The organism is Roseateles sp. FW301-B2 (assembly GCF_058788955.1).
Genome location: NZ_JBYTBE010000004.1, coordinates 59,647 through 84,234, shown reverse-complemented (window position 1 = coordinate 84,234; position 24,588 = coordinate 59,647). Strand labels below are relative to the sequence as shown.

Sequence of the window (24,588 nt, the reverse complement as noted above, 5' to 3'; positions counted from 1 at the left end):
TGTTGTTCAGAATCGGGCCACGCCAAAGGCGTTTGGCCGCAAGGGGTGCGCCTCGGCCTCGCGCGCCAGCGCCAGGCCCAGGGCCAGCACGCGGCGCGTGTCACGCGGGTCGATCACGCCGTCGTCCCACAGGCGTGCGGTGCCGAACAGCACGCTGGATTCGCGCTCGATGCGCTGGCGCAGCTGGTCGCTCATGGCGGCCAGGGCTTCGTCGTTGACCGGCGCGCCCATGCGCTCGAGCTTGGCGCGGTTGATGATGTCCATCACCTTGGCGGCCTGGGCCCCGCCCATCACCGAGGTGCGCGCGCTGGGCCAGCTGAAGATGAAGCGCGGGTCGAAGCCGCGCCCGCACATGCCGTAGTTGCCGGCGCCGAACGAGCCGCCCAACAGAAAAGTGAACTTCGGCACGCGCGCATTCGCCACCGCCTGGATCATCTTGGAACCATGCTTGATGGCGCCCTGGCGCTCGGCCTCGCGGCCCACCATATAGCCGGTGGTGTTCTGCAGAAACACCAGCGGCGTACCGCTCTGGTCGCACAGCTGGATGAACTGCGCCGCCTTGGTGGAACCCTGCGGCTGGATCGCCCCGTTGTTGGCCAGGATGCCCACCAGCTGGCCCTCGATGCGGGCATGGCCGCACAGGGTCTCGCTGCCGTACGCGGCCTTGAACTCGAGGAAGTCCGAGCCGTCGACGATGCGCGCGATCACCTCGCGCGCATCGTAGGGCTCGCGCTCGTCGGCCGGCACCACGCCCAGCAGCTCCTCGGCGTCATGCAAGGGCGCGGGGCCGGGAGCCTGCACCGGCACGCTGGGCCAGTTGAGCTTGTCCATCAGCTCGCGCGTCAGCGCCAGCGCATGGGCGTCGTGCTCGGTCAGGTACTCGCCCAGGCCGGTGACGCTGGCATGCAGCTCGCTGCCGCCCAGCTCCTCGTCGGTGGCGTCTTCGCCGATGGCGGCCTTCACCAGCGGCGGACCGGCCAGGTAGATGCTGGAGCGCTCGCGCACCAGCACCACATAGTCCGCCAGGCCCGGCAGATAGGCGCCGCCCGCGGTGGACGAGCCATGCACCACCGCGATCTGCGGAATGCCGGCGGCCGAGAGCCGCGCCTGGTTGGCAAAGCTGCGCCCGCCCTCCACGAACATCTCGCTCTGGTACATCAGGTTGGCGCCGCCGCTCTCCACCAGATAGATCAGCGGCAGCTTGTTCTCGCGCGCGATCTCCTGGGCACGCAAGGCCTTCTTCAGGCCCATCGGTGCGACGGTCCCGCCCTTGATGGCGCTGTCGCTGGCCGAGATCAGCACGCGCTTGCCGGCCACCACGCCGATGCCGACGATGGAGCCGCCGCCCAGCACGCTCTTCTTGCCGTCGTCGTCGTGCAGCCCCAAGCCCGCCAGCGACGAGAGCTCCAGAAAGCCCGAGCCCCGGTCCAGCAAGCGCGCCACGCGCTCGCGCGGCAGGAGCTGACCCCGCGCCTCGAACTTGTCGCGCTTGGACGCCGATTCGGCGATCACCTTGGCCTCCAGCGCGCGCAGCTCGGCAAGCTTGCCCTGCATGGCCTCGGCGTTGGCGGCAAAGGCCTTGGACTTGGGGTTGAGGCGGCTCGCGAGCACGCTCACTTCAGCACCTCGGGGGTGGCGGCACGGTGGAAACCGTTGAACGGCTGGGTGCCAGCATGGTCCAGATTCGGGAACATCGGATTGCCCAGCGAGGCCGCGCCATCGATCTGCAGGGTCACGCCGGTGATGAAGGCAGCGGCCGGCGAGAGCAGGAACACGATGGCCGCCGAGATCTCGGCCTCGCTGGCCAAACGGCGCAGCGGCACATGGTTCTTGAGCTGGCGGATCAGCGGCTGGATCGCCGGCCCGTAGCTGTCCATGCCGCTGGAGGCCACCCAGCCGGGCGCCACCGCGTTGACGCGCACGCCGGCATGGGCCCATTCGAAGGCGGCGCTCATGGTGAGGTTGCTCATGCCCGCGCGCGCCGCGCCGCTGTGCGCCATGCCGGGCATGCCGTTGCGGAAGTCCGCCGTCATATTGACCACCGCGCCGCCATGCTGCTGCAGGCTCTGGTTGAACAGTTCGCGCATCATCAGAAAGCCGCCGGTGAGGTTGTTGCCCACCACGGCCTCGAAACCGCGCTTGGAGATGGCCATCAGCGGCGCGGGAAACTGGCCGCCGGCGTTGTTCACCAGGCCGGTGACCGGGCCATGCTGGGCCAGCATCGCGGCGATGTTGGCCTTGACGGCCTCCTCCTCGCGGATGTCGAAGGCGCGCCAGTCGCATTGGCCGCCGTCCTCGCGTATCTCGGCCGCCACGCGCTCGAGCTTGTCGGCGCTGCGGCCCGAGAGGATCACGGTGGCCCCCAGCGCCGCCAGCTCATGGGCGGTGCAGCGGCCGATGCCCGAGCCGGCGCCGGTGACCCAGATGCGCTGCCCCTTGAACAAGCCCGGACGGAACACGCTGTCGTAGCGCCCCGCCCCCGTTCCATCTGCCTGACTCATGCCGCTTCCTCACCATCCGTTGCTCATCACGCGAATGACCGACAGCTTCCGTTAACGTCACCCTGCTTTCATATTGGTGATTACCATCAGGCGAACGGCAGGCAATCGGCCTAGCATGCTGAACATCCCAATTCGACCCGGAGTCTTGACCATGGATCTGCAAGCCATCACCGAAGCCCTGCGCGGCAAAGTAGGCGCCGAAAGCGGCCTCAATGCCGTCCTCAAGTTCGACCTGGGCGCCGATGGCGTGGCCGTGATCGACGGCAAGAGCATCCCCAACAGCGTCAGCAACGAGGATCGCGAGGCCGACTGCACCGTGGCCATCACGCGCGAGAACCTGATCGCCCTGCTGAGCGGCGAACTCAACCCCATGAATGCCTTCATGATGGGCAAGATCAAGGTCAGCGGCGACATGGGCGTGGCGATGAAGCTGCAGCGCGTGGTCGGCTGAGGCCCGCGCTGATGATGAATTCGCGCGCCAAGGCCGCCGCGCTGGAGATGCTGGAAAGCAGCAACAGCGCGCCGCAGGAGCAGCTCTATGGCATCACCCAGCTTTGCGACGAGTTCGAGCTGACGCCGCGGGCGATACGCTTCTACGAAGACAAGGGCCTGCTGGCGCCGCGGCGCGTCAATGGCGCGCGCGTCTACACCCAGCGTGACCGCGCGCGGCTGAAGATCATCCTGCGCGCCAAGGCCATCGGCTCCTCGCTGGAGGAGATCAAGCATTACCTGGACCTCTATGGTTCGCATGGCGAGGGCCGCGCCAAGCAATTGCAGTGGACGCTGGAGCGCACCGGCGCGGCGATTGCCGAGCTGGAGCAAAAGCGCGCGCACATCGACGCCACCCTGGCCGAGCTGCGCCTGATCAACGAGACGGTGCGCGCCCAGCTCACCGCGGAGAAATCGACATGAGTCTGCCCCTCTTCCCCTCCAGTTGGATGAACGACGAGCACCGCATGCTGCAGGACAGCGTGGCGCGCTTCTTCAAGGAGCGCTGGGTGCCGCGCGCGGCCGAATGGCGCGAGGGCGGCATGATGGGCCGCGACACCTGGCTGGAAGCGGGCGCCAACGGCCTGCTGTGCACCGGCATCCCCGAGGCCTATGGCGGCGGCGGTGGCGACTTCGGCCACGAGGCGGTGATCCTGCTGGAACAGGCCAAGGCCAATCTGAGCGGCTTCGGCGGCGGCCTGCACTCGGCCATCGTCGGCCCCTACATCCTGCATTACGGCAACGAGGAGCAAAAGGCACGCTGGTTGCCGCGCATGGCCCGCGGCGAGCTGGTCGGCGCGATCGCGATGACCGAACCCGGCACCGGATCCGACCTGCAGAGCGTGCGCACGGTGGCGCGCCGCGAAGGCGATGAGTACGTGCTGTCGGGCCAGAAGGTCTTCATCACGAATGGCCAGAACGCCAATCTGGTGGTGGTGGTCTGCAAGACCGACAAGAGCGCCGCGGCCAAGGGCATCTCGCTGCTGGTGGTTGAGGTCGAGAACGAGGACGGCAGCCTGGTGCCCGGCTACCGCCGCGGCCGCAACCTCGACAAGATCGGCATGAAGGCGCAGGACACCTCGGAGCTGTTCTTCGACGAGGTGCGCGTGCCGGTGGCCAATCTGCTGGGCGGCGCCAATGCCGCACCCGGCGAGGGCGAGGGCCAGGGCTTCATCCAGCTGATGCAGGAGCTGCCGCAGGAGCGCCTCATCATCGCGGTGACCGCGGTCGGCGCGATGGAGCGCGCGCTCAGCGAGACCCTGGCCTATACCAAGGAGCGCAAGGCCTTCGGCAAGTCGGTCTGGGATTTCCAGAACACCCGCTTCAAGCTGGCCGAGGTGCAGAGCCAGGTGTTGGCCGCGCGCGCCTTTGTGGACGCCTGCATGGACGCGCATCTGAAGGGCGAGCTCGACGCCGCGCGCGCCGCCCTGGCCAAGGCCTGGAGCACCGACCTGGCCTGCAAGGTGATGGACGAATGCCTGCAGCTTTTCGGCGGCTATGGCTACATGATGGAGTACCCGATCGCCGAGCTGTACGCCGACGCCCGCGTGGCGCGCATCTATGGCGGCACCAACGAGATCATGAAAGAGCTCGCGTCCCGCTTCATGTGAGTGGCGCCAGGAGACAACAATGTTCGACGCATACCTGTTTGATCACGTGCGCACCCCGCGCGGCAAGGGCAAGAAGGACGGCCGGCTGCACCAGGTGAGCCCGGTATGGCTGCTGCGCGGCCTGCTGCAGGCCCTGCAGCAGCGCCAGCACCTGGACACCGCCCTGGTGGACGATGTGGTGCTGGGCTGCGTGACCCCGGTGGGCGAGCAGGGCGCCGACATCGCGCGCACCGCGGTGCTGGACGCCGGCTGGGCCGAGAACGTGGCCGGCGTGACGCAGTCGCGCTTCTGCGCCTCGGGGCTGGAAAGCATCAACCTCGCCGCCGCCAAGGTGGCGAGCGGCTTTGAGCAGCTGGTGGTGGCGGGCGGCGTGGAATCGATGAGCCGCTGGACCATGGGCAGCGATGGCGGCGCCTGGTTCATGGACCCGCGCGTCAATGAAGCCCTGGGCTTCATCCCGCAGGGCATCAGCGCCGATCTGATCGCGGCGCTGGAAGGCTATAGCCGCGCCGATGTGGACGCCTTCGCGGTGCAGTCGCACCAGCGCGCCGCGGCCGCACGCGCGGCCGGGCACTTTGCGCGCTCCATCGTGCCGGTGCGCGACATCGCCGGCCTGACCCTGCTGGAGCATGACGAAACCATACGCCCGGCCACCACGCTGGAGACCCTGGCCAAGCTGGACCCCTCCTTCGCCATGATGGGGCAGATGGGTTTCGACGCCACCGCGCTGCGCAAATACACCACGCTGGAGCGCATCCCGCATATCCACCATGCCGGCAATTCCTCGGGCATCGTCGATGGCGCCGCGCTGATGCTGGTGGGCAGCCAGGCCGGCGGTGCGGCCGCCGGGCTGAAGCCGCGCGCGCGCATACGCGCCGCCGCGGTGATCGGCTCCGAGCCCACCATCATGCTCACCGGGCCCACGCCCGCCTGCCGCAAGGCGCTCAAGCAGGCCGGCATGCAGGCTGCCGACATCGACCTGTGGGAAATCAACGAGGCCTTTGCGGTGGTGCCGATGAAGACGGCGCGCGACCTGGGCGTCTCGCTGGAGCGCGTGAACGTGAACGGCGGTTCGATCGCCATGGGCCACCCGCTGGGCGCCACCGGCTGCATCATCCTCGGCGCCCTGCTGGACGAGCTCGAAAGCCGCAACCTCAGCACCGGCTGCGCCACCCTGTGTGTGGGCGGCGGCATGGGCATCGCCACCATCATCGAGAGGGTTTGAACATCATGACGACAGCCTTGCGCATTGAAAAGGGCGACGACGGCGTGGTGCTCGCCACCATGGATCTGCCCGGCCATTCGATGAATGTGCTGAACGAGGCACTGGCCCAGCCGCTGGCGGGCCTGGCCGATCTGCTGGAACAGGACGCCTCGGTCACCGGTCTGATCCTGGCCTCGGGCAAGCGCGATTTTTTGGCCGGCGCCGATGTCGACCGGCTGCGCGCGCTCGCAAACGCGCAGGAGGCCTTCGACGCGTCGATGCAGCTCAAGGGCTTCATCCGCCGGCTGGAGCGCTGCGGCAAGCCGGTGGTGGCCGTGATCAACGGCATGTGCCTGGGCGGCGGGCTGGAGATCGCGATGGGCTGCCATTGGCGCATCGTCATCGATGACGGCAAGGCCAAGCTGGGCCTGCCCGAGGTGAAGCTGGGCCTGCTGCCGGGCGGTGGCGGCACGCAGCGCCTGCCGCGCCTGGTGGGCATGCAGCAGGCCCTGCAGTGGATGGGCGAAGGCAGCGAGGTGCGCGCGCCCCAAGCCCTCGCCAGCGGCCTGGTGAACGAACTCGCCGCCAGCCGCGACGAGGCCCTGGCCAAGGCGCGCGCCTGGATCGCGGCCAACAAGAAGCCGGTGCAGCCCTGGGACGCGCCCAAGTTCCGTTATCCGGGCGGCGACTCGCGCTCGCCCGCCACCGCCCAGCTGTTCTCGATCGCGCCCTCGATGGCCTCGGCCAAGAGCTACGGCAACTACCCGGCGCTGACCCACATCATGTCCAGCGTGTTCGAGGGCGGGCTCACCGACATCGACCGCGCGCTGGAGATCGAGTCGCGCTACTTTGCCGCCTGCGTGACCAGCCAGGCCTCGAAGAACATGATCGGTACGCTCTGGTACCAGCTGAACGCGATCAAGAAGGGCGCATCCAGGCCCGCCGGCGTGCTACAGAGCAAGGTGAAGAAGCTGGGCATCCTGGGCGCGGGCATGATGGGCTCGGGTATTGCCTATGTCTCGGCCAAGGCCGGCATGCAGGTGCTGCTGCTGGACAGCACGCAGGAGGCCGCCGAGAAGGGCAAGCGCTATGCGCAGGAGCTGCTGGACAAGGCGGTGAAGAAGGGCCGCAGCACGGCCGAGCAGCGCGAGGCGCTGCTGGCGCTGATCCAGCCGACCACCGACTACCAGGACCTGGCCGGCTGCGATCTGGTGATCGAGGCGGTGTTCGAGGACCGCGCCATCAAGGCCGATGTGACGCGCAAGGCCGAGGCCGTGATCGGCAGCGGTGCCGTGTTCGCCTCCAACACCTCCACATTACCCATCACCGGCCTGGCCCAGGCCAGCGTGCGGCCGGCGCAGTTCCTGGGCCTGCACTTCTTCTCACCGGTGGACAAGATGCCGCTGGTGGAAATCATCGTCGGCAAGGAGACCTCGCCGGAGACGCTGGCGCGCGGCTTCGACTATGTGCAGCAGATTGCCAAGACCCCCATCGTGGTGAACGACTCGCGCGGCTTCTACACCAGCCGTGTGTTCGCCACCTATGTGATGGAGGGCATCGCCCTGCTCAAGGAGGGCGTGCATCCGCGTTCCATCGAGGTGGCCGGCCTGCAGGCCGGCATGCCGATGCCGCCGCTGGCACTGCAGGACGAGGTCAGCCTGAGCCTGGGCGTGCATGTGGCCGACCAGACCCGCAAGGATCTGGCGGCCGAGGGCAAGCCCTACCACGAGCATCCGGGCGAAGCGGTGCTGCGCCAGCTGTGCGAGCTGGGGCGCGTGGGCAAGAAGGTCGGCAAGGGCTTTTACGACTGGGCCGACGGAGACAAGCAGCTCTGGCCCGGACTCGCCCAGCTCCACCCCGTGGCCGCGCAGCAGCCCGCCCAGCGCGAGCTCATCGACCGGCTGATGTTCGCCCAGGCCAACGAGGCCGCGCGCTGCCTGCAGGAGGGCGTGTTGCGTTCGGTGGCCGACGCCAATATCGGCTCCATCTTCGGCTGGGGCTTTGCGCCCTTCCAGGGCGGTGCGCTGCAATTCATCAACGCCTATGGGCTGCCCGCCTTTGTCGCCCGCGCGCGCGCACTGGCCGCGGCCCATGGCGAGCGTTTTGCGCCGGCGCAGATCCTGGTGGAGATGGCCGAGCGCGGCGAGCGCTTCGCGGAGCAGTAGAACCTAGGCAGCGCTCAGTCGCGCAGCAAGGCCCCCAGCAGCGCCATGCCCAGCAGCAGCACCGCGGCCGTCAGGAGCAGGGGCGTCTTGAAGCTGCCGGTGGCCTGCACCATCAGGCCGCTGAGCGCCGGCGCGCTGATCTGCGCCACCCCGTAGCTGAGCGTCAATCTCGCCATCGCCTTGCCGGGGTTGGCCGGCGCGCGGCGCCCCACCACCGCGAGCGTGAGGCTGACGATGCCGATGAAGGTGGCGCCGTAGAGCAAGGCACCGGCCAGAGCGGCGGGCAGGCCGTCGGAGAGCGCGGGCAGCAGCACCGATATCACCTGCAGGCCCAGGGCCAACAGCAGGGCCGGCAGCTCGGAGATGCGCCGCGCGACGCGGTCCCACAGGAACACTGCGGGCACCGCGGCCAGGCCCACCAGCAGCCAGGCGAGCGGCCCGCGTCCGGCCAGCAGCGGTTGGCGCTCGACGATGGCGACGGTGAAGGTGGCGCTGATCACAAAGCCCCAGCCGGCGCAGAAATACATGGCCATCATGAGCAGGGCCCAACGCCGTGGTGGCGCGGCCGTGGCGGCCTGGTGGGCCGGCGCGGCCGGCGGCACCGGTGGCCGCCAGCGCCAGGCCGGCCACAGAAAGGGCAGGCACAGCAGGCTCATGCCCCACCATTGTTGCGCCCAATCGAGTTGCAGGGCCGACAGCAACATCGCCCCCAGGGCCGACACCACGATGCCCAGGCCCAGGCCGATGAAGTGCACGCCCAGTTCGGGCCGGTGGCCGGCACGCATCAGCCAGTTCAGCACCAGGCCGGTACCCAGCAGCATGCCGGCCGCGCCGCTCAGGCCGCCCAGAAAGCGCAGCAAGGCCCAGGCCCACCATTGCTGCGTCCAGGCCATCGCCACGGCGCTGAGGATGGCCAGCGGCAAGCCGGCGCTGAAGAGGCGGTGGCGCCAGCGCGCATCGTCCATCCAGGAGGCCAGCAACGCGCCGGCCATATAGCCCATGTAGTTGAAGGCCGCCAGGCCGCCGGCCGCGGCATCGCTGAGGCCGGCCTGGGCCTGCATCAGGGGCAGCAAGGGGGTGTAGGCAAAGCGCGCCAGGCCGATGCAGAGCACCAGGGAGCAAATGCCGGCGACGGAGACCTGCCAGGGCTGAAGAGGACGCATGGCCGCCAGACTAGCAGCCCTGCCCCCTGCCGCGCTTACACCTGGGCGACAGGCTGGAAGCGTTCGTGGATCGCCAGCACCTCGTCCCAGGCACCCAGGAAGGCATCCACGCAGTCCGGATCGAAATGCGAGCCGGAGGATTCCTCCAGATAGCCGCGCGCCTTCTCCAGGCTCCAGGGGCGCTTGTAGGGGCGCTCGGTGGTGAGGGCATCGAAGACATCGGCCACCGCGACGATGCGGCCCTGCAGCGGGATCTTCTTGCCCGCCAGGCCATGGGGGTAGCCGCTGCCGTCGAACTTCTCGTGGTGGCTCAGCGCCACCACCGCGGCCTGCTGCAGCACCGGCGAGGGGCTGCCCTGCAGGATCTCGTGGCCGATGCGAGCATGGTCGCGCATCACCTCGAGCTCGGGCTGATCGAGCCGGCCGGGCTTGAGCAGCACCTGGTCGGGGATGCCCACCTTGCCAATGTCGTGCATGGGCGCGGCGCGGAACAAGATGTCCTGGTCGTCGCTGGTGAGGCCCAGGCGGCGCGCGATCAGCTTGGAGTAATGCGCCATGCGCATCACATGGCTGCCGGTGTCGGGGTCGCGGTATTCGGCGGCACGCGAGAGGCGGAAGATGGTGTCGCGCTCGCGCTCGACGATCTCCTGCGTGGCACGCCGCACCTCCTCGGCCAGCCAGCTCGCGCGCATCGCCAGGGCCAGCTGGCCGCGCCGCAGCGCCAGCATATTGCGCGAGCGGGCCAGGAACTCGACCGGGTCCAGCGGCTTGGTGAGAAAGTCGTTGGCGCCCGACTGCAGCGCGTCGTAGCGCACCTGCACCTCGGCATTGGCGGTCACCATCAGGAGCGGCACGTCGGCGCGCGAGGATTCGGCGCGCAGCCGCTTGATGAATTCCAGGCCATTCAGGCCGGGCATCATGTAGTCGACGATGACGAGATCAGGGTCCTGCTGCAGGCACCACTGCAGGGCGGCGTCGGCATCGCTGAAGGCATGCGCCTGACCCGCATCGAGCTGCTTGACCAGCTCGCCCAGCAGGGCCAGATTGACCGGATTGTCATCAACGAGAACGATATTCAAACGAATGATTCCGACGCAAGTCTTGAGCCGCTGACGCACCACGATCCGGCACGGTGGTACGGGTCGGCGCTGACGCCGACGCGGTCTGGATGGCCCGTGTAACTGATTGTGCGTTTGCTGGCCGCACAAAGGCATCCCTTGGGCGAGGGGGCTGGGCTTGAATTACGGCGCTGTGCGCACATCTGCCCCACCTGACCTCAACGAAAGGCAAGCGCATGGCCTTGTTCCTGGTATTCGTGCTGGCCATGCTGCTGATTGCCGGCATCGTGCTGGCGCCGCGCTGGCAGGCCCGCCGCCGCGCCCGTCTGGCACGGCAGAGCTTTCCCGCCGCCTGGCGGCGCATCCTGCGCCGGCGCGTGCCCTACGTGCAGCGCCTGCCGGCCGATCTGCAGCTCAGGCTCAAGGGGCTGATGCAGGTCTTTCTGGCCGAGAAGCAGTTCATCGGCTGCGCCGGCTTCGTCATCAGCGACGAGGTGCGCGTCACCATCGCGGCCCAGGCCTGCCTGCCACTGCTGGGGGCGGAGCGCGGCTTCTACCCGCGGCTCTCGCAGATCCTGGTCTATCCGGGCGCCTTTGCGGTGCAGCGGGTGCACACCGGTGCCGCGGGCGTGCAGATGGAGCAGCGCCAGGTGCTGTCGGGGGAATCATGGAGCCAGGGGCAGGTGGTGCTGTCCTGGCAGGATGTGGTGGCCGGCGCGGCCGAGCCGGGCGACGGGCAGAACGTGGTGATCCACGAATTCGCCCACCAGCTGGACCAGGAAAAAGGCCATGCCAATGGCGCGCCCCTGCTGGCCAGCAAGGCGGCCTATGCGCGCTGGTCGGCGGTGATGCAGGGGGAGTTTGATGCCTTGCGCGCACGCGCCGAGGCCGGGGTCCCGAGCCTGATGAGCGACTATGGCGCCACCGATCCGGCCGAGTTCTTCGCTGTGGCCAGCGAGGTCTTCTTCGAGCGGCCGGCCGAGCTGGCCGGCTGGCATCCCGCGCTGTACGCGGAGCTGAGCCGCTATTACCGGCTCAATCCGCTCAGCTGGCAGTAAAGATCAAAAAACGATCAGCGACGCTGCGGACGCGGCGCACCGCCGCCACCCGAACGCTCGATGTGACGGAAGGTGATGCGGCCCTTGCTGAGGTCGTAGGGCGAGAGTTCCAGCGACACCTTGTCACCCGCGAGGATCCGGATGTGGTGCTTCTTCATCTTGCCGGCGGTGTAGGCAACCAGTTGGTGGCCGTTGTCCAGGGTGACGCGGAAACGCGTGTCCGGCAGGACCTCGTCCACCATGCCTTGCATTTCAATCAGTTCTTCTTTGGCCATGGTGTAACTCCGGTATCGCCCTGTACCCGCGATCTGCAGGCTGGGCTGGGTGATAAGACGCTGTCCATCCGGGCACAACCAGAGTGAAGCGCGCAAAACAAAACCGCTGCAACACAGAATGTCCACAGCGGCAGCACCCTAATGTAAGGGAAATCGCGCTTGAAAGCAAGGTTTATGCCTTATATGGCGGGCGACCAGCTCAGCTCCACAGGTCCAGCGGCGGCTGGCGCGTGATGGCGCGCAGCAGATCGCTGCGCGACAGAAAGCCCTCCACGCCGCCGCCCTCGCCCACCACCGGCAGGCCCGGCAGGCGCAGGTCCAGCAGCAGCTGCGCCACCTCGCGCAAGGGCGTGTCGAGATGGGCGCTGGGGATGGGCGTCCACATCAGCGCCGCTACCGGCAGCGCGAGGCGATCCTTCCACAGCTGCGGCTCGAACACCTCGGGGGTGTCGAAGGCGCGCAGCGGCAGCAGATCGGCGCGCGAAATCAGCCCCACCAGACGCTGGCGCGCATCCAGCACCGGCGCCTGCCCGTAGCCGCGCTGGGCCAGCAGGCTCCAGGCCTCGGCCACGCTCGCCCCCACCGGCACCGACAGCACCTCGCGGCTCATCAATTCCTGCACCAGGCTGAGGGCCTGGCGCTCGGCCTGCCCCTGCTGCGTCTGGGCATAGGCGGCCAGGGCCTGGCGCGGCGCGCGCTCGCCGCCGCGACCAAGCCGGCCGTAGTCGTTGCCGGGCACCGGCAGGCCGCGCACGATGGAGGGCAGCAAGGCCTGCTCGTTGCGCCCGATCGCCGCCGCCGCGCGCACCCGCGCCACCGCCTGCACCGGCGCCAGCTCGCGCACGCCATCCAGGCTGCCGCTATAGACGCGTCCGTTGAGGCCGTAGACCGTGAACATCAGCCCGCCTCGCTTTCTTCGCCCACCTGCTCCACGCGGTTGCGGCCCAGGCGCTTGGCCTGGTACATGGCGCGGTCGGCCGCCGCGATGAGTGACTCTGGGCTGTCCGCCTCGCTCAGCGGATGGCCACAGACACCGACGCTGATGGTGACGGCGATCTGCTGGCCGCCCCATGGGGTGGAGGTCTGCTGCACCGCCTGACGCAGCGCATCGGCCAGCACGCGGGCGCCCTCGGCCTGCGTGTCGGGCAGCAGCACGAGGAATTCCTCGCCGCCGAAGCGGCCGATCTGGTCCTGCGCGCGCAGCCGGCCGGCCAGGGTCTGCGCCACCTGGCGCAGCACCGCGTCGCCGGCCTGGTGGCCATGGTTGTCGTTGACGGCCTTGAAGTGATCAATGTCCACCATCAGCACCGAGAGCCATTGCCCCTGGCGCCGCGCCCGCGCCACGCTGCTGCGCAGCAGGTCCAGGATGGCGCGCCGGTTCGCCAGCCCGGTGAGCACATCGCGCATCGCGAGTTCGAAGCTGCGCCGCTCGGCGCGCTCAAGATTCATGTAGACAAAGCCCAGGCCGAAGCTCAGCACCGCCACCATCGCGACCAGCACCAGCATGGCCTGCCAGCGGTAGTTGGCGAGCGCATCGCCGGCATCCAGCCAGCCCAGCAGCATGCCCAGGGCGCGCAACAGCAGGATGGCGCCCAGCACCGCCGCACCCGTCACCAGCATCCAGCGCCCGCGCCCCAGCACGGGCCGGCGACGACTTAGCAAGACCTGCAGCACCAGGCCCAGCTGCGCGGGAAATAGCGTGCCGCCCACGATCACGCGAATCCGGTAGGCATCGATGAACAAGGCATACAGACCCAGCGCCAGCAGCACCGGCAAGCCCATCAGCAGCGGCCTGGGCCGGATGCCCTGGAAGCGCCACAGCGACAGCAGCATGAGCGCGAAGGCCAGCGAGAGTACGCCGTTGCCCAGCACCACCGACCAGAAGTCGCCGATCACGCCGCGAAAGCCGTAGAGCACATTGCTGACGGCAAAGGCGCACATGACGGCGGCCCAGGACCACAGCGCCTCGCTGCGGCGTTGCCCCCAGGCCATGACGCCTACCCACCCCGCCATCACGAAGGCCACGACGGTCACCACCAGGAAGAGGGTCGGCATGTCCAAGGGCATGGCCCATTCTATGCACGTGACATCGGCGGCTCATGTCACGGCATGGGCGCCATCGGCGCCGGTGTCGGCGCGCTCAGCGCGTGTTTACGCTCTCAGGCGCTGCGGCCCGAACGCGCCACTTCCTCGTAGGCCTTGAGGCCGGCGCTCAGGCCATTCGCGGCGGCGGCCTTTTCCTCGGCGATCAGCTCGGCCAGGGACTTGGGATGCTTGAAGTCGTAGGCCTGCTGCTCGAACTCGGTGACGCGGCCGTCCTTGTTGCCATCGGCGGGCTCGAAGGCGGCCTCGGGCTTGTTGCTGCTGCTGGCCTGCGCGGCCGTGCCGTTCACCCCGGTGGCGCCGGTCGCGCCGGTCGTGCCGGTTTCGGCGGCGGGCTGGGCCGGGGCGGTCTTGGCGGGCTGGCCGGCCACGGCCTGCTCGGCCAGCTTGGCACCCTGCTGGGAGATCTGCACCACCGTGGTGTCATCCTCGGTGGCGGGCTTGTTGTGGGTCGCGGCTTCCTGACGCTTCAGGGCCTCGTCGGCATGAGGACGCTGGGTCGGTGCGCTGGCGGCGGCGGCGGCTGGGTTCGCGGCGCTGGTACTCGGAATGGAAGTGACCATGATGAGCTCCTCAAATAGGAGGCTGCGGGGCGGGAAGTCCGGGGTGCGATACAGGCACCAGCGGTATTGAGGCCCCGCCCATACGCAGGTTTTCGGCAAGACCGGAGCGGACTTTAACCGCTATGCGCCTTTATCAATCAACCGGCAGGGCGGTCTCGTACTTCACCTCGCGCAACACCACGTTGCTGCGCACGCTGGCCACGCCCGGCACCTTGAAGATACGGCTCTGCAGAAACTGGTCGTAGGCCTTCATATCGGGCACCACCACCTTGATGACATAGTCGGCCTCTCCGGTGATGCCGTGGCATTCGATGATTTCACGGCTGCTCTGCACCAACTGCTCGAACTGCTCCACCGCGCCCTCGCTGTGCCGCACCAGGCTCACGTTCGCCAGCACGCAGATCGACAGGCCCAGCTTCTCGCGGTCCACCAGGGCCACGTGGCGGCGTATCACCCCGCTCTCTTCCAGCTCCTTGATGCGCCGCCACACCGGCGTGGCCGAGAGGCCGACCTTGTCGGCCAGCTGCTGGGTGCTCTGGCGCCCGTCGGCCTGCAGGGCCTCGAGGATGAGGCGCGTGGCTCGATCAAAACGTTCATTTTCCATTTCAACCACCTTTGAGAGGAATTCTCTCATTAGCAGCCTTGACAGTAGCGATGCAAGTAACAAACTCTCGGCTGCCTGACCAAGAATCTGCCCCCTGAACAGAACATCAGGAGACCGGCCCATGTCCACCCTCGAGCAAGCCAGCCCCGCGCTGCGCGACTACAAGCTCTCCGACAACCTGGGCGCGCGCTCGGGCCAGGTCTTCCTCACCGGCACCCAGGCCCTGGTGCGCCTGCTGCTGGCGCAAAAAGCGCTGGACGAGCGCGCCGGGCTGAAGACGGCCGGTTTCGTCTCCGGCTACCGCGGTTCGCCACTGGGCATGGTGGACCAGCAACTCTGGAAGGCCAAGAAGTTCCTGGACGCGGCGCAGATCAACTTCCTGCCCGCCATCAACGAAGACCTGGCCGCCACCGCCTGCCTGGGCGTGCAGCGCGTGGCGCTGGACCCCAAGCGCACCGTCGACGGCGTGTTTGCCATGTGGTACGGCAAGGGCCCGGGCGTGGACCGCTCGGGCGATGCGCTCAAGCATGGCAATGTCTATGGCACGTCCACCCAGGGTGGCGTGCTGGTGGTGTGCGGCGACGACCATGGCTGCGTCTCCTCCTCCACGCCGCACCAGAGCGACCAGGCCCTGCAGGCCTGGAGCATGCCCATCGTGCACCCTGCCAATGTGGCCGAGTACCTGGAGTTCGGCCTCTACGGCTGGGCGCTGAGCCGCTTCTCCGGCGCCTGGGTCGGCTTCAAGGCGATCTCCGAGGTGGTGGAGTCGGGCATGACGGTGGACCTGGACAGCGTGCCGCTGGACTTCGAGCTGCCGGTCGACCACGTGCCCCCCACCAACCTGCACATCCGCACGGTGGACCTGCCCTCGCTGGAGCTGGAGACCCGGCTGGCGCACAAGCTCGACGCGGTGCGCGCCTTCGCCAAGCTCAACAGCATCGACAAGCACATCGTGGTGAGCCCGCGAGCCAGCCTGGGCATCGTCACCGTCGGCAAGGCGCATTACGACTTCATGGAAGTGCTGCGCCGCCTCGACCTGGACCCCAACGCCCTGGCCGCCGCCGGCGTGCGCGTCTACAAGGTGGGCCTGGTGTTCCCGCTGGAGAGCAGCCGCATGGCCGAGTTCGCCCAAGGGCTCACCGACATGCTGGTGATCGAGGAGAAAGGCCCGGTGGTGGAGCGCCAGATCAAGGAGCTGCTCTACCACCTGCCCGACGCCCAGCGCCCGCGCGTGATCGGCAAGACCGATGAACATGGCGCCGCGGTGCTCTCGGCACTTGGTGAGCTGCGCCCCTCGCGCATCATGAACACGGTGGCCGACTGGCTGGCCCGCCTCAATCCGGCGCTGGACCGCCGCCACCTGGTGGTGGACTTCCTCACCCCCTGCCTGCTCTCCAACGAGGCCGACGGCGTGCGTCGCCAGCCCTATTTCTGCTCGGGCTGCCCGCACAACACCTCCACCAAGCTGCCCGAGGGCTCGCGGGCACTCGCCGGCATCGGCTGCCACTTCATGGCCAGCTGGATGGAGCGCGGCACCTCGGGCCTGATCCAGATGGGCGCCGAGGGCGTGGACTGGGCCGCGCACAGCCGCTTCACCACCGAGAAGCATGTGTTCCAGAACCTCGGCGACGGCACCTACTACCACAGCGGTTATCTGGCGATCCGCCAGGCCATCGCCGCCAAGACCAATATCACCTACAAGATCCTCTACAACGACGCCGTGGCGATGACCGGTGGCCAGCCGGTGGACGGCTCGACCAGCGTGCCGCAGATCGCGCGCCAGGTGGAGGCCGAGGGCGTGAAGCGCCTGGTGGTGCTCTCCGACGAGATCGGCAAGTACGACGGCCACCACGGCCTCTTCCCTGCCGGCACCACCTTCCACGACCGCAGCGAGCTTGACCAGGTGCAGCGCGAGCTGCGCGAGATCGAGGGCGTGACGGTACTGATCTACGACCAGACCTGCGCCGCCGAGAAGCGCCGCCGGCGGAAGAAGAAAGAGTTCTACGACCCGCCCAAGCGCATCTTCATCAACGAGGCGGTGTGCGAGGGTTGCGGCGATTGCGGCCAGGCCAGCAACTGCCTCTCGGTGGTGCCGGTGGAGACCGACTGGGGCCGCAAGCGCGCCATCGAGCAGAGCTCGTGCAACAAGGATTTCTCCTGCGTCAACGGCTTCTGCCCCAGCTTCGTCTCGGTGCATGGTGCCCAGCTGAAGAAGCGCGCCGGCGCCAGCTACAGCCCGCAAGACCTGGCACGCGAACTCGCCGCCATCGGCAGCCCCGCCGCCTGGGACTGGACCGGCCCCTTCGACCTGCTGGTGACCGGCGTGGGCGGCACCGGCGTGGTGACGGTGGGCGCACTCGTCTCGATGGCCGCGCATCTGGAAGGCAAGCAGGCCTCGGTGCTGGACTTCATGGGCTTTGCGCAAAAGGGCGGCTCGGTGCTGTCCTTCGTGCGCGTGGCGCCGACGCAGGACCTGCTCAACCAGGTGCGCATCGACACCCAGCAGGCCGATGTGCTCTTGGCCTGCGACATGGTGGTGGGCGCCTCGCCCGACGCGCTGGGCACCGTCAAGCCCGGCCGCACCGTGATCCTGGCCAACACGCATGAGCTGCCCACGGCCGGCTTTGTGCGCAACCCCGATGCCAGCCTGCATGCCGGCGGCCTCTTGGCCAAGATGCAGCACGCGGTGGGCGGCCAGGCCGAGCTGCTCGCCACCGTGGATGCCCAGGCGATTGCCCAGCAATTGATGGGCGACACCATGCCCAGCAACATCATCATGCTGGGCGCCTGCTGGCAGCGTGGCCTGATCCCCCTGAGCGAGGCCGCGCTGATGCGCGCCGTCGAACTCAACGGCGTGGCCGTCGAGGGCAACAAGACCGCCTTCGCGCTGGGCCGCCTAGCCATCGCCGCACCCGAGGCCTTGCGTCGCCTGGCCGGCACACCGCAGGGCCTGGTGCAGGTGCTGAACTTCGACAAGCTCGACGGCGAGGACGGCCTGATCGCGCGCCGCGCCGCCTTCCTCAGCGACTACCAGGACCGCGCCTATGCCGAGCGCTACCTGCGCCTGGTGGAACGCGTGCGCAAGGCCGAAGCCGAACTGGGCGAAGCCGGCAAGGCCGAACGCCTCAGCAAGGCGGTGGCACGCTACTACGCCAAGCTGCTGGCCATCAAGGACGAGTACGAGGTGGCGCGCCTCTACACCGATGGCAAGTTCGAGAAGGCGATGAAGGAACAGTTCGAGAACTGGGATTCGCTGTCCTTCCACATGGCCCCTCCCCTGCTGTCAAAACCTGGCCCCGATGGCAAGGCCAAGAAGCTGGAACTGGGCAGCTGGACCTTCAAGGCCTTCCAGGTGCTGGCCAAGCTGAAGGGCCTGCGCGGTGGCATGCTCGATATCTTCGGCAAGACCGAGGAGCGCCGCATGGAACGCCAGCTGATTGCCGACTACGAAGCCCTGGTCGATGATCTGCTCCAGCACCTCAGCGCGGACAGGCTGGAGCTGGCCGTCAAGCTCGCCCGCCTGCCCGAAACCATCCGCGGCTACGGCCATGTCAAGCTTGCCAATGTGGTGACGGTGCGCGCGCAATGGAAGGACCTGCTGGACCGCTTCCATGGCCGCGCGGCCGAACCGGTGGCGCAGGTGGTGGCGATGCCGCAGCGCGTGAAGGGCGTGGCGGAGCTCTAAGCCCCCTGCCTCGAGAACCGCTGCCGATACTGCTCCGGCGTGATGCCCGCATGCCGGCGCAGGCTGCGCTGCAGGCTGTCCACCGAGCCGAAGCCGGCTTTTTGCGCGATGCGCTCGAGCGGCCAGGCGCTGCGCTCCAGATGGGTCTTGGCGCGCTCCAGCCGCAGGGCCTCGACAAAACGCGCCGGGGTCTGGCCGGTCTCGGCCAGGAACAGGCGGGCGAAGTGGCGCTCGCTCATGCTGGCGCGTTCGGCCAGGGCCGCCACGCTGAGGTCGCGCTCGGGGTGCTCCACCATCCACAGCAGCAGCTCGGCCAGGCGGTCACCGCCGGCCTGCGCCTGGGCCTGTAGGCCGGCGGAGTACTGCGACTGGCCACCCGGGCGGCGCAGATAAAGCACCAGATGGCGCGCCACCGCGAGCGCGATCGGCTGGCCCAGATCGGCCTCCACCAGGGCCAGGGCCAGGTCGATGCCGGCCGAGATGCCGGCCGAGCTGTAGAAGGGCGGGTCGGCCACGAAGATGGCATCGGGCTCCAGGCGCAGGCGCGGGTACATGCGCGCCAGCTGCTCGCAGAACCGCCAGTGCGTGGTGACGCGGCGCTCGTCGAAGAGCCCCGCCGCCGCGAGCGCAAACGCCCCCGTGCAGACACTGCCCATGCGCCGCACCTGCGGCGCCTTTTTGCGCAGCCAGGGCAGCAGGCTGGCGGCCCAATCGCGCCCCTCCAGATCACCATCGTTGCCGCCCACCACCAGCACGGTGTCGAGCGGGCCGCGCAGCGCGGCCAGCGCGGTGCTGGGGCCCAGCTGCAGGCCGGAATTGCAGCGCACCATGCCACCCTCGGGCGAAGCCAACACGACGCGATAGGGCGGCGCTGCCTGCCCGGCCACCTGGGCAAATTGATTGGCCTTGCTGAAGACCTCCCAGGGCCCGGTCACGTCCAGCGACTGGCAGCCCTCGTAGGCCACCAGCAGCACCGTCTTGGTTTTCTCTGGCATGGCAGTTTTTGCGGTCATTGCGTCAGTTCTGCCAGCATAGCCCCAACTAAGCTGGGCGCATGAAAACCCCCAATGCCTTCCGCTTCACCCTGTTGCAAGCCAGCGAACGCCGTGTCGCCCTGCTGGTGCTGTGCCAGGCCCTGTTCGTGTGCGCCTCGGCCATCGGCCTCACGCTCACCGGCCTGGTGGGCAGCATGCTGGCACCGAGCCGCGCGCTGGCCACCCTGCCCTATGCGCTGGTGACGGTGGCCACGGCGCTGAGCACCGTCCCGGTCTCGCTGCTAGCACGGCGCTGGGGCCGGCCGCGCGTGTTCCAGCTGGGGGCCTTGGCCGGCGCCTGCGGCGGTGCCCTGGCCAGTTGGGCCATCGTGCGCAATGACTTCCTGCTGTTCTGCACCGCGAATCTGGCACTCGGCGCTTTTGCGGCCAGCGCGCAGTTCTACCGCTTCGCGGCCACCGAGGCGGCAAGCGCCACTTTCAAGGCCCAGGCCATCGGCTGGGTGACCGGCGGCGGCGTGCTGGCGGCCGTGCTGGGCCCCACCCTGGCGGCGCTGGCACGCGAGGCGGTGCCGGGCCACAGCTTTGCCGGCTCGTATCTCGCGGTGGTGGCGCTGGCCCTGCTCTCCATCCTGGTGCTGAGCCGGCTGCGCGGCGGCACGGCGGCCCCGGTGCTCGCCGCGGGCGCGCCCACACCGCTGCTGCAACTGCTGCGCCGCCCGGCCTTTCTGGTGGCGGCATGCGGCTGCGCCGTGGGTGCCGCCAGCATGATGTTCGTGATGACGGCAACGCCATTGGCGGTGGTGGGCTGTGGGCTGCCGGTGACGGTGGCCGCCGGCGTGATCCAGTGGCATTTGATGAGCATGTACGCGCCCGGCTTCTTCAGCGGCCGATTGATCGCCCGCTGGGGTGTGACGCGGGTGCTGTGGCTGGGTAGCGCGGCCATGGCCGGTGGCAGCCTAGTGGCCTTGAGCGGCCAGAGCGCCTGGCAGTTCGGCCTGGCCCTGATGCTCAATGGCGCCGGCTGGAACTTCATGTTCGTGGGCGGCAGTGCACTGCTGGCCGAGACCTTTGCACACGACAGCCTGGCCGACCGCGCACGCGCCCAGGCCGCCAACGAGTTCCTGGTCGCCGCCATCGTCGCCATCGCTGCGATGGCCTCGGGCTGGGTCTTCGACGGCTGGGGCTGGGGCCATGTCAACGGCCTGATCTGGCCCCTGCTGGCCCTGGCCGCGGGCAGCGCGCTGTGGCTGCAGCGGCGGCAAGACCTGACCCTGGACCTGACGAAGACGCGTCTCAGACGCGCTTGAACGGCCCGCTGGCCAGCCAGCGCTCGATCTGCGCCTGGCGGTCCTGGCCCCAGAAGGGCTCGCCGTCGACGATGAAGTAGGGTGCGCCGAACACGCCGGCCGCCAGCGCGGCCTCGTTCTCGGCCTTGAGCCGCAGCTTCCAGCGCTCATCGCCCCAGGCCGCCTCGGCGGCAGCGGCATCCAGCCCGCTCTCGCCCACCAGCGCCTTGAGCGCCACCACGTCGTTGAGCGCCACGCCGCGCGTGAAATAGGCGCGCAGCCCGGCATGGGCCCAGGCCACCGCGGCATCGTGCCCCTGGCTCTCGTGCAGCCACCAGAACACGCGGGCGGCATGCTGCGTGGCAATCGGGAAGGCGCCGGGCTGCCGATAGGGCAGGCCGGCGAAATGCGCCGAACGCTCGAAGTCGCGCAGCGCGTAGTCGCGCTTGAGCGGATAGGCGACCGGCGGTTTCAACTCCGCCGCCTGGAACAGCACGCCCAGCAGGATGGCGTGCCATTGCACGCGCCGGCCATGGCGCGCCGCCACGGCGTCGATCCACTCCGACGCGATGTAGGAATAGGGCGAGGAAAAGTCGAAGTAGAACTGGATCGGCGCATGCTGTCGGGCGAGCCCGGACGATGCTGACAAGGCGGCTTCTGGCAAGGCGTGACCTACGCTGGCTGGCGGCGCACAAGGCCGCGATGAGCCCCAACTCTACGCCCATTGCCGGCCGCCACCATGCAAGTTAGCGGTATCCAGCCGGCGCGCGAAGTGCCACATTGCGCCACCTGTGTCGGCCTCGGCACGGGGCAGCGAGGAGATGGACGCCATGTACAAGCCACGCAGACCTTCCGCCACCGCGGCCTTGGGGGCCATGAGCGCCCTGCTGCTGAGCCTGGCCTTGCTCGCCGGGCCGGCGCGGGCCACCAGCTTCTCCTTCAGCGGCAGCTTCAGCAGCGACGATCAGCTGGCGGTCTTCAACATCCTGCTGCCCGCGCCGGGCGAGCTCCAGTTGCTGACCCTGTCCTACTCGGGCGGCAACAACGCCGCCGGTGAGACGATCGCGCCGGGCGGCTTTGCGCCGGTGCTGACGCTGTTCGACGCCGCGGGCAGCCAGATCGGCGGCAATGTCGGCTCGTCCAATACCTGCGGCATCAGCTTCTGCTGGGATGCGAGCTACAGCCTACCGGGTGCGCCGGCCGGGCAATACCTGTTGGTGCTCTCGCAGGATGGCAACAACCCGGTCGGGCAGTTGGCCGACGGCTTCTCGATGAGCGGGCAGCCGCATTACACGGCGCTGTACGCGGGTCTGCCGGACGACCCGAGCCTGCACTTCATCCAGGTCGACGGCACGCAGCGCAGCGGCCACTGGGCGCTGGACCTGCGCCTGGATGGCGAGGTCAGCGCCGTGCCCGAACCGGGCGCCGGCGCCTTGCTGGCGGCCGGCCTGGCGCTGCTGGCGGCGCTGCGGCGTCGCCGGCGCGGCCGAGCCGCAGGATCCACCCCCGCCCTCGCCCTTCTTCACCAGGAGTTGTCATGAGCACCACCTGCAAGCCCCTGCCCAGCCCGATCGCCGCCGCGATCGCATGCGCCCTGTTCAGCCTCAGCGCCCACGCGCTCGACGCCCCGCTGGCCGCGGACGCGCACATCAGCAGCGCCATGCCGGCGGCCAATTTCGGTGCCGTGACGACGCTCAACGTCGGGGCAGGCGCGCTGGGCCTGCTGCGCTTCGACCTCTCGACGCTGCCGGCCGCCACCACCGCGGCCAAGGTGGTGTCGGCCCGCCTGCTGCTCTACGTCAACCGCGTCGGCAGCGCCGGCGCGATCGACGTGACACCGGCCTTCTCGGCCTGGAGCGAGGCCACCGTGACCAGCGCAACGGCCCCGGTGCTGGGCGCGCCGACGGCATCCGGCGTGCCGGTCTCCACGGCCAACCAGTTCATCAACGTGGACCTCACGGCCCTGGTCAAGCAATGGGTCAACAACCCGGGCTCCAACTACGGCCTGGCCCTGACGCCCGCGCTCGCGGCACCGGCCACGGTGGCCTTCTTCGACAGCAAGGAGAACACCGCCACGGCGCATGTGGCGCGGCTGGACATCACGCTGTCCGACCAGGGGCCGATCGGCCCGATGGGTCCGGCCGGTGCGACGGGGCCGCAGGGGCCCATGGGCCTGCCGGGGCCGACCGGTGCCACCGGCGCGCAGGGGCCGGCCGGCGCGCAGGGCCCGGCAGGCGCCACCGGGCCGCAGGGGCCCACGGGCGTGGTCAGCATCGGCGCCTGGAACGGCCAGACGACGCAGACCGTGCTCAGCAACACGGCCTATTCCGCCATCGGACCGAACGTCAGCTTGACGACGACGGCCGGCCAGCGCATCTCCGCCAGCGGCTCATGGACCTTCATGCCGACCGCCAGCAACAGCGTGCGCGTCGACATCTGCTACCGATCCAGCGGCAGCACAACCGTGCAGTCACCCGGCATCGGCTACAAGGTGATTCCGGTGACAGCGAACGTGCACGCGCTGGCGGCCGTCAGCACCAGCTTTGTGCCCGGCGCAGGTAGCTGGGTGATCGGCCCCTGCGTGCGCCAGAACAGCGGCGCCAACACGCTCAACACCACCACCGACGACTGGAGCACCGGCTGGGCCATGGTCAGCAACTGAGCGCCACGGCCCCGCCCCTGAAGCCCTTCAGCCCAGGGCGCGGCCGATGAGGATCTTCTGCACTTCGGAGGTGCCCTCGTAGATCTGGCACACGCGTACATCGCGGTAGATGCGCTCGACCGGGAAGTCGCTCACATAGCCGTAGCCGCCGTGCACCTGGATGGCGTCCGAGCAGACGCGCTCGGCCATCTCGGTGGCAAAGAGCTTGGCCATCGCCGCCTGCTTGAGGCAGGGCTGGCCGGCGTCCTTGAGGCTGGCGGCATGCCAGATCAACTGGCGCGCGGCCTCGATCTGGGTGGCCATGTCGGCGAGCTTGAACTGGATCGCCTGGTGGTTGAAGATGGGCTGGCCGAAGGAGCTGCGCTCCTTGCTGTACTTGAGCGCCGCCTCGAAGGCCGCGCGCGCCATGCCCACCGCCTGCGAGGCAATGCCGATGCGGCCGCCCTCCAGACCCGAGAGCGCGATCTTCAGGCCCTGGCCCTCCTCGCCCAGCAGATTGGCGGCCGGGATGCGGCAGTTCTCGAACAGGATCTGCGCCGTGTCGCTGGCATGCTGGCCCATCTTGTCCTCGATGCGCGCCACCACATAACCGGGCGTGTTGGTGGGCACGAGGAAGGCGCTGATGCCCTTCTTGCCGGCGGCCTTGTCGGTGACGGCCATCACGATGGCCAAGTCGCCGTTCTTGCCGCTGGTGATGAACTGCTTGACGCCGTTGAGCACATAGTGATCGCCGTCACGCACCGCGGTGGTCTTGAGCCCGCCCGCCTCCGAACCCACATGCGGCTCGGTGAGGCAGAAGGCGCCCAGCATCTCGCCGCGCGCCAGGGGCTTGAGGAAACGCTGCTTCTGTTCCTCGTTGGCGAAGGCCATCAGGATCGAACAGACCGGGCAGTTGTTGACGCTCACCACGGTGGAGGTGGCGCCGTCGCCGGCACCGATCTCTTCCAGGATGATGGCAAGCGCCAGATAGTCCAGGCCCGCGCCGTCGTACTCGGTGGGCACGGCCACGCCATAGCAACCCAGCTCCGCCAGGCCCTTGAGTTCGGCGGCCGGGAAATGGTGGCTCTTGTCCCATTCGGCTGCCTTGGGGGCAATCTGGTCCTGCACAAAGGCGCGCACGGCGTCTTGCACCGCGCGATGGTCGTCACTCAAAAGCATAGGGTCGTC

22 protein-coding genes are annotated in these 24,588 nt (G+C 68.7%); 10 read left to right on the top strand and 12 right to left on the bottom strand.

Features of this window, described 5'->3' with window-relative positions; genetic code table 11:
- Positions 1-6: 6 nt before the first annotated feature.
- Complete coding sequence (locus AC3WQY_RS04620) at positions 7-1,617, bottom strand: acyl-CoA carboxylase subunit beta (RefSeq protein WP_492706205.1); 1,611 nt, start codon at positions 1,615-1,617, stop codon at positions 7-9.
- Positions 1,614-2,501, bottom strand: a complete 888-nt coding sequence (locus AC3WQY_RS04615) for an SDR family oxidoreductase (RefSeq protein WP_492706203.1) — start codon at positions 2,499-2,501, stop codon at positions 1,614-1,616. Before AC3WQY_RS04615 ends, AC3WQY_RS04620 begins: the two co-directional genes overlap by 4 nt.
- 151 nt (positions 2,502-2,652) lie before the next feature.
- On the opposite strand from AC3WQY_RS04615, the gene AC3WQY_RS04610 reads away from it, so the two are divergent.
- The 5 genes from AC3WQY_RS04610 to AC3WQY_RS04590 are packed head-to-tail and all read left to right on the top strand — an operon-like array spanning position 2,653 to position 7,969.
- The gene (locus tag AC3WQY_RS04610) at positions 2,653-2,952 is read left to right on the top strand and encodes an SCP2 sterol-binding domain-containing protein (RefSeq protein ID WP_285230824.1); all 300 of its coding nucleotides are present in this window, start codon (positions 2,653-2,655) and stop codon (positions 2,950-2,952) included.
- Between the two features lie 11 nt (positions 2,953-2,963).
- On the top strand, positions 2,964-3,413 hold the full coding sequence (locus AC3WQY_RS04605; protein WP_285230823.1) for a MerR family transcriptional regulator: 450 nt from the start codon (positions 2,964-2,966) through the stop codon (positions 3,411-3,413).
- Positions 3,410-4,600: an acyl-CoA dehydrogenase family protein gene (locus tag AC3WQY_RS04600; protein WP_492706200.1), complete on the top strand. Its 1,191-nt coding sequence runs from the start codon at positions 3,410-3,412 to the stop codon at positions 4,598-4,600. Before AC3WQY_RS04605 ends, AC3WQY_RS04600 begins: the two co-directional genes overlap by 4 nt.
- A gap of 19 nt (positions 4,601-4,619) precedes the next feature.
- Positions 4,620-5,825 (top strand): acetyl-CoA C-acetyltransferase, encoded by a 1,206-nt coding sequence (locus tag AC3WQY_RS04595; RefSeq protein ID WP_492706198.1) that lies wholly within the window; start codon positions 4,620-4,622, stop codon positions 5,823-5,825.
- Positions 5,826-5,830: 5 nt separating this feature from the next.
- On the top strand, positions 5,831-7,969 hold the full coding sequence (locus tag AC3WQY_RS04590; protein WP_492706196.1) for a 3-hydroxyacyl-CoA dehydrogenase NAD-binding domain-containing protein: 2,139 nt from the start codon (positions 5,831-5,833) through the stop codon (positions 7,967-7,969).
- Positions 7,970-7,983: 14 nt separating this feature from the next.
- On the opposite strand, the gene AC3WQY_RS04585 is transcribed toward AC3WQY_RS04590, so the two are convergent.
- Both AC3WQY_RS04585 and AC3WQY_RS04580 read right to left on the bottom strand, forming a co-directional pair.
- Entirely contained in the window at positions 7,984-9,132 is a 1,149-nt protein-coding gene (locus AC3WQY_RS04585; RefSeq protein ID WP_492706194.1) for a YbfB/YjiJ family MFS transporter, read from the bottom strand.
- Positions 9,133-9,167: 35 nt separating this feature from the next.
- On the bottom strand, positions 9,168-10,211 hold the full coding sequence (locus AC3WQY_RS04580; protein ID WP_285230818.1) for an HD domain-containing phosphohydrolase: 1,044 nt from the start codon (positions 10,209-10,211) through the stop codon (positions 9,168-9,170).
- A gap of 215 nt (positions 10,212-10,426) precedes the next feature.
- Between AC3WQY_RS04580 and AC3WQY_RS04575 the strand changes: the two genes are divergently transcribed.
- Complete coding sequence (locus AC3WQY_RS04575; RefSeq protein ID WP_492706192.1) at positions 10,427-11,248, top strand: M90 family metallopeptidase; 822 nt, start codon at positions 10,427-10,429, stop codon at positions 11,246-11,248.
- A 14-nt stretch (positions 11,249-11,262) separates the two neighbouring features.
- On the opposite strand, the gene infA is transcribed toward AC3WQY_RS04575, so the two are convergent.
- The 5 genes from infA to AC3WQY_RS04550 form a co-directional block, all read right to left on the bottom strand.
- Positions 11,263-11,523 (bottom strand): translation initiation factor IF-1, encoded by a 261-nt coding sequence (infA, locus tag AC3WQY_RS04570; protein WP_285230816.1) that lies wholly within the window; start codon positions 11,521-11,523, stop codon positions 11,263-11,265.
- 199 nt (positions 11,524-11,722) lie between these two features.
- Complete coding sequence (locus AC3WQY_RS04565; RefSeq protein ID WP_285230815.1) at positions 11,723-12,421, bottom strand: CBS domain-containing protein; 699 nt, start codon at positions 12,419-12,421, stop codon at positions 11,723-11,725.
- The gene (locus AC3WQY_RS04560; RefSeq protein ID WP_492706188.1) at positions 12,421-13,590 is read right to left on the bottom strand and encodes a GGDEF domain-containing protein; all 1,170 of its coding nucleotides are present in this window, start codon (positions 13,588-13,590) and stop codon (positions 12,421-12,423) included. The genes AC3WQY_RS04565 and AC3WQY_RS04560 overlap by 1 nt, the downstream gene beginning before the upstream one ends.
- 92 nt (positions 13,591-13,682) lie before the next feature.
- Positions 13,683-14,189, bottom strand: coding sequence for a hypothetical protein (locus AC3WQY_RS04555; protein WP_492706186.1), 507 nt, complete (start codon positions 14,187-14,189; stop codon positions 13,683-13,685).
- Positions 14,190-14,322: 133 nt separating this feature from the next.
- Positions 14,323-14,793 (bottom strand): Lrp/AsnC family transcriptional regulator, encoded by a 471-nt coding sequence (locus tag AC3WQY_RS04550; protein WP_285230812.1) that lies wholly within the window; start codon positions 14,791-14,793, stop codon positions 14,323-14,325.
- 121 nt (positions 14,794-14,914) lie between these two features.
- Here AC3WQY_RS04550 and AC3WQY_RS04545 point away from each other — a divergent pair, with 121 nt between their 5' ends.
- Entirely contained in the window at positions 14,915-18,478 is a 3,564-nt protein-coding gene (locus AC3WQY_RS04545; RefSeq protein ID WP_492706182.1) for an indolepyruvate ferredoxin oxidoreductase family protein, read from the top strand.
- Here AC3WQY_RS04545 and AC3WQY_RS04540 read toward each other — a convergent pair.
- Positions 18,475-19,473 (bottom strand): GlxA family transcriptional regulator, encoded by a 999-nt coding sequence (locus tag AC3WQY_RS04540; RefSeq protein ID WP_492706180.1) that lies wholly within the window; start codon positions 19,471-19,473, stop codon positions 18,475-18,477. The genes AC3WQY_RS04545 and AC3WQY_RS04540 overlap by 4 nt on opposite strands.
- Positions 19,474-19,532: 59 nt before the next feature.
- On the opposite strand from AC3WQY_RS04540, the gene AC3WQY_RS04535 reads away from it, so the two are divergent.
- A complete protein-coding gene (locus tag AC3WQY_RS04535; protein ID WP_492706175.1) occupies positions 19,533-20,780 on the top strand; it encodes an MFS transporter in 1,248 nt (415 codons plus the stop codon).
- On the opposite strand, the gene AC3WQY_RS04530 is transcribed toward AC3WQY_RS04535, so the two are convergent.
- Entirely contained in the window at positions 20,767-21,408 is a 642-nt protein-coding gene (locus AC3WQY_RS04530; RefSeq protein ID WP_492706173.1) for a 2-hydroxychromene-2-carboxylate isomerase, read from the bottom strand. The genes AC3WQY_RS04535 and AC3WQY_RS04530 overlap by 14 nt on opposite strands.
- Before the next feature lie 181 nt (positions 21,409-21,589).
- Between AC3WQY_RS04530 and AC3WQY_RS04525 the strand changes: the two genes are divergently transcribed.
- Together AC3WQY_RS04525 and AC3WQY_RS04520 are read left to right on the top strand one after the other, a co-directional pair.
- On the top strand, positions 21,590-22,300 hold the full coding sequence (locus AC3WQY_RS04525; protein ID WP_492706171.1) for a DVUA0089 family protein: 711 nt from the start codon (positions 21,590-21,592) through the stop codon (positions 22,298-22,300).
- A complete protein-coding gene (locus tag AC3WQY_RS04520) occupies positions 22,297-23,421 on the top strand; it encodes a DNRLRE domain-containing protein (protein WP_492706169.1) in 1,125 nt (374 codons plus the stop codon). The genes AC3WQY_RS04525 and AC3WQY_RS04520 overlap by 4 nt, the downstream gene beginning before the upstream one ends.
- A 27-nt stretch (positions 23,422-23,448) precedes the next feature.
- Here AC3WQY_RS04520 and AC3WQY_RS04515 read toward each other — a convergent pair whose 3' ends face one another.
- Entirely contained in the window at positions 23,449-24,579 is a 1,131-nt protein-coding gene (locus tag AC3WQY_RS04515; protein WP_492706167.1) for an acyl-CoA dehydrogenase family protein, read from the bottom strand.
- Positions 24,580-24,588 lie beyond the last annotated feature (9 nt).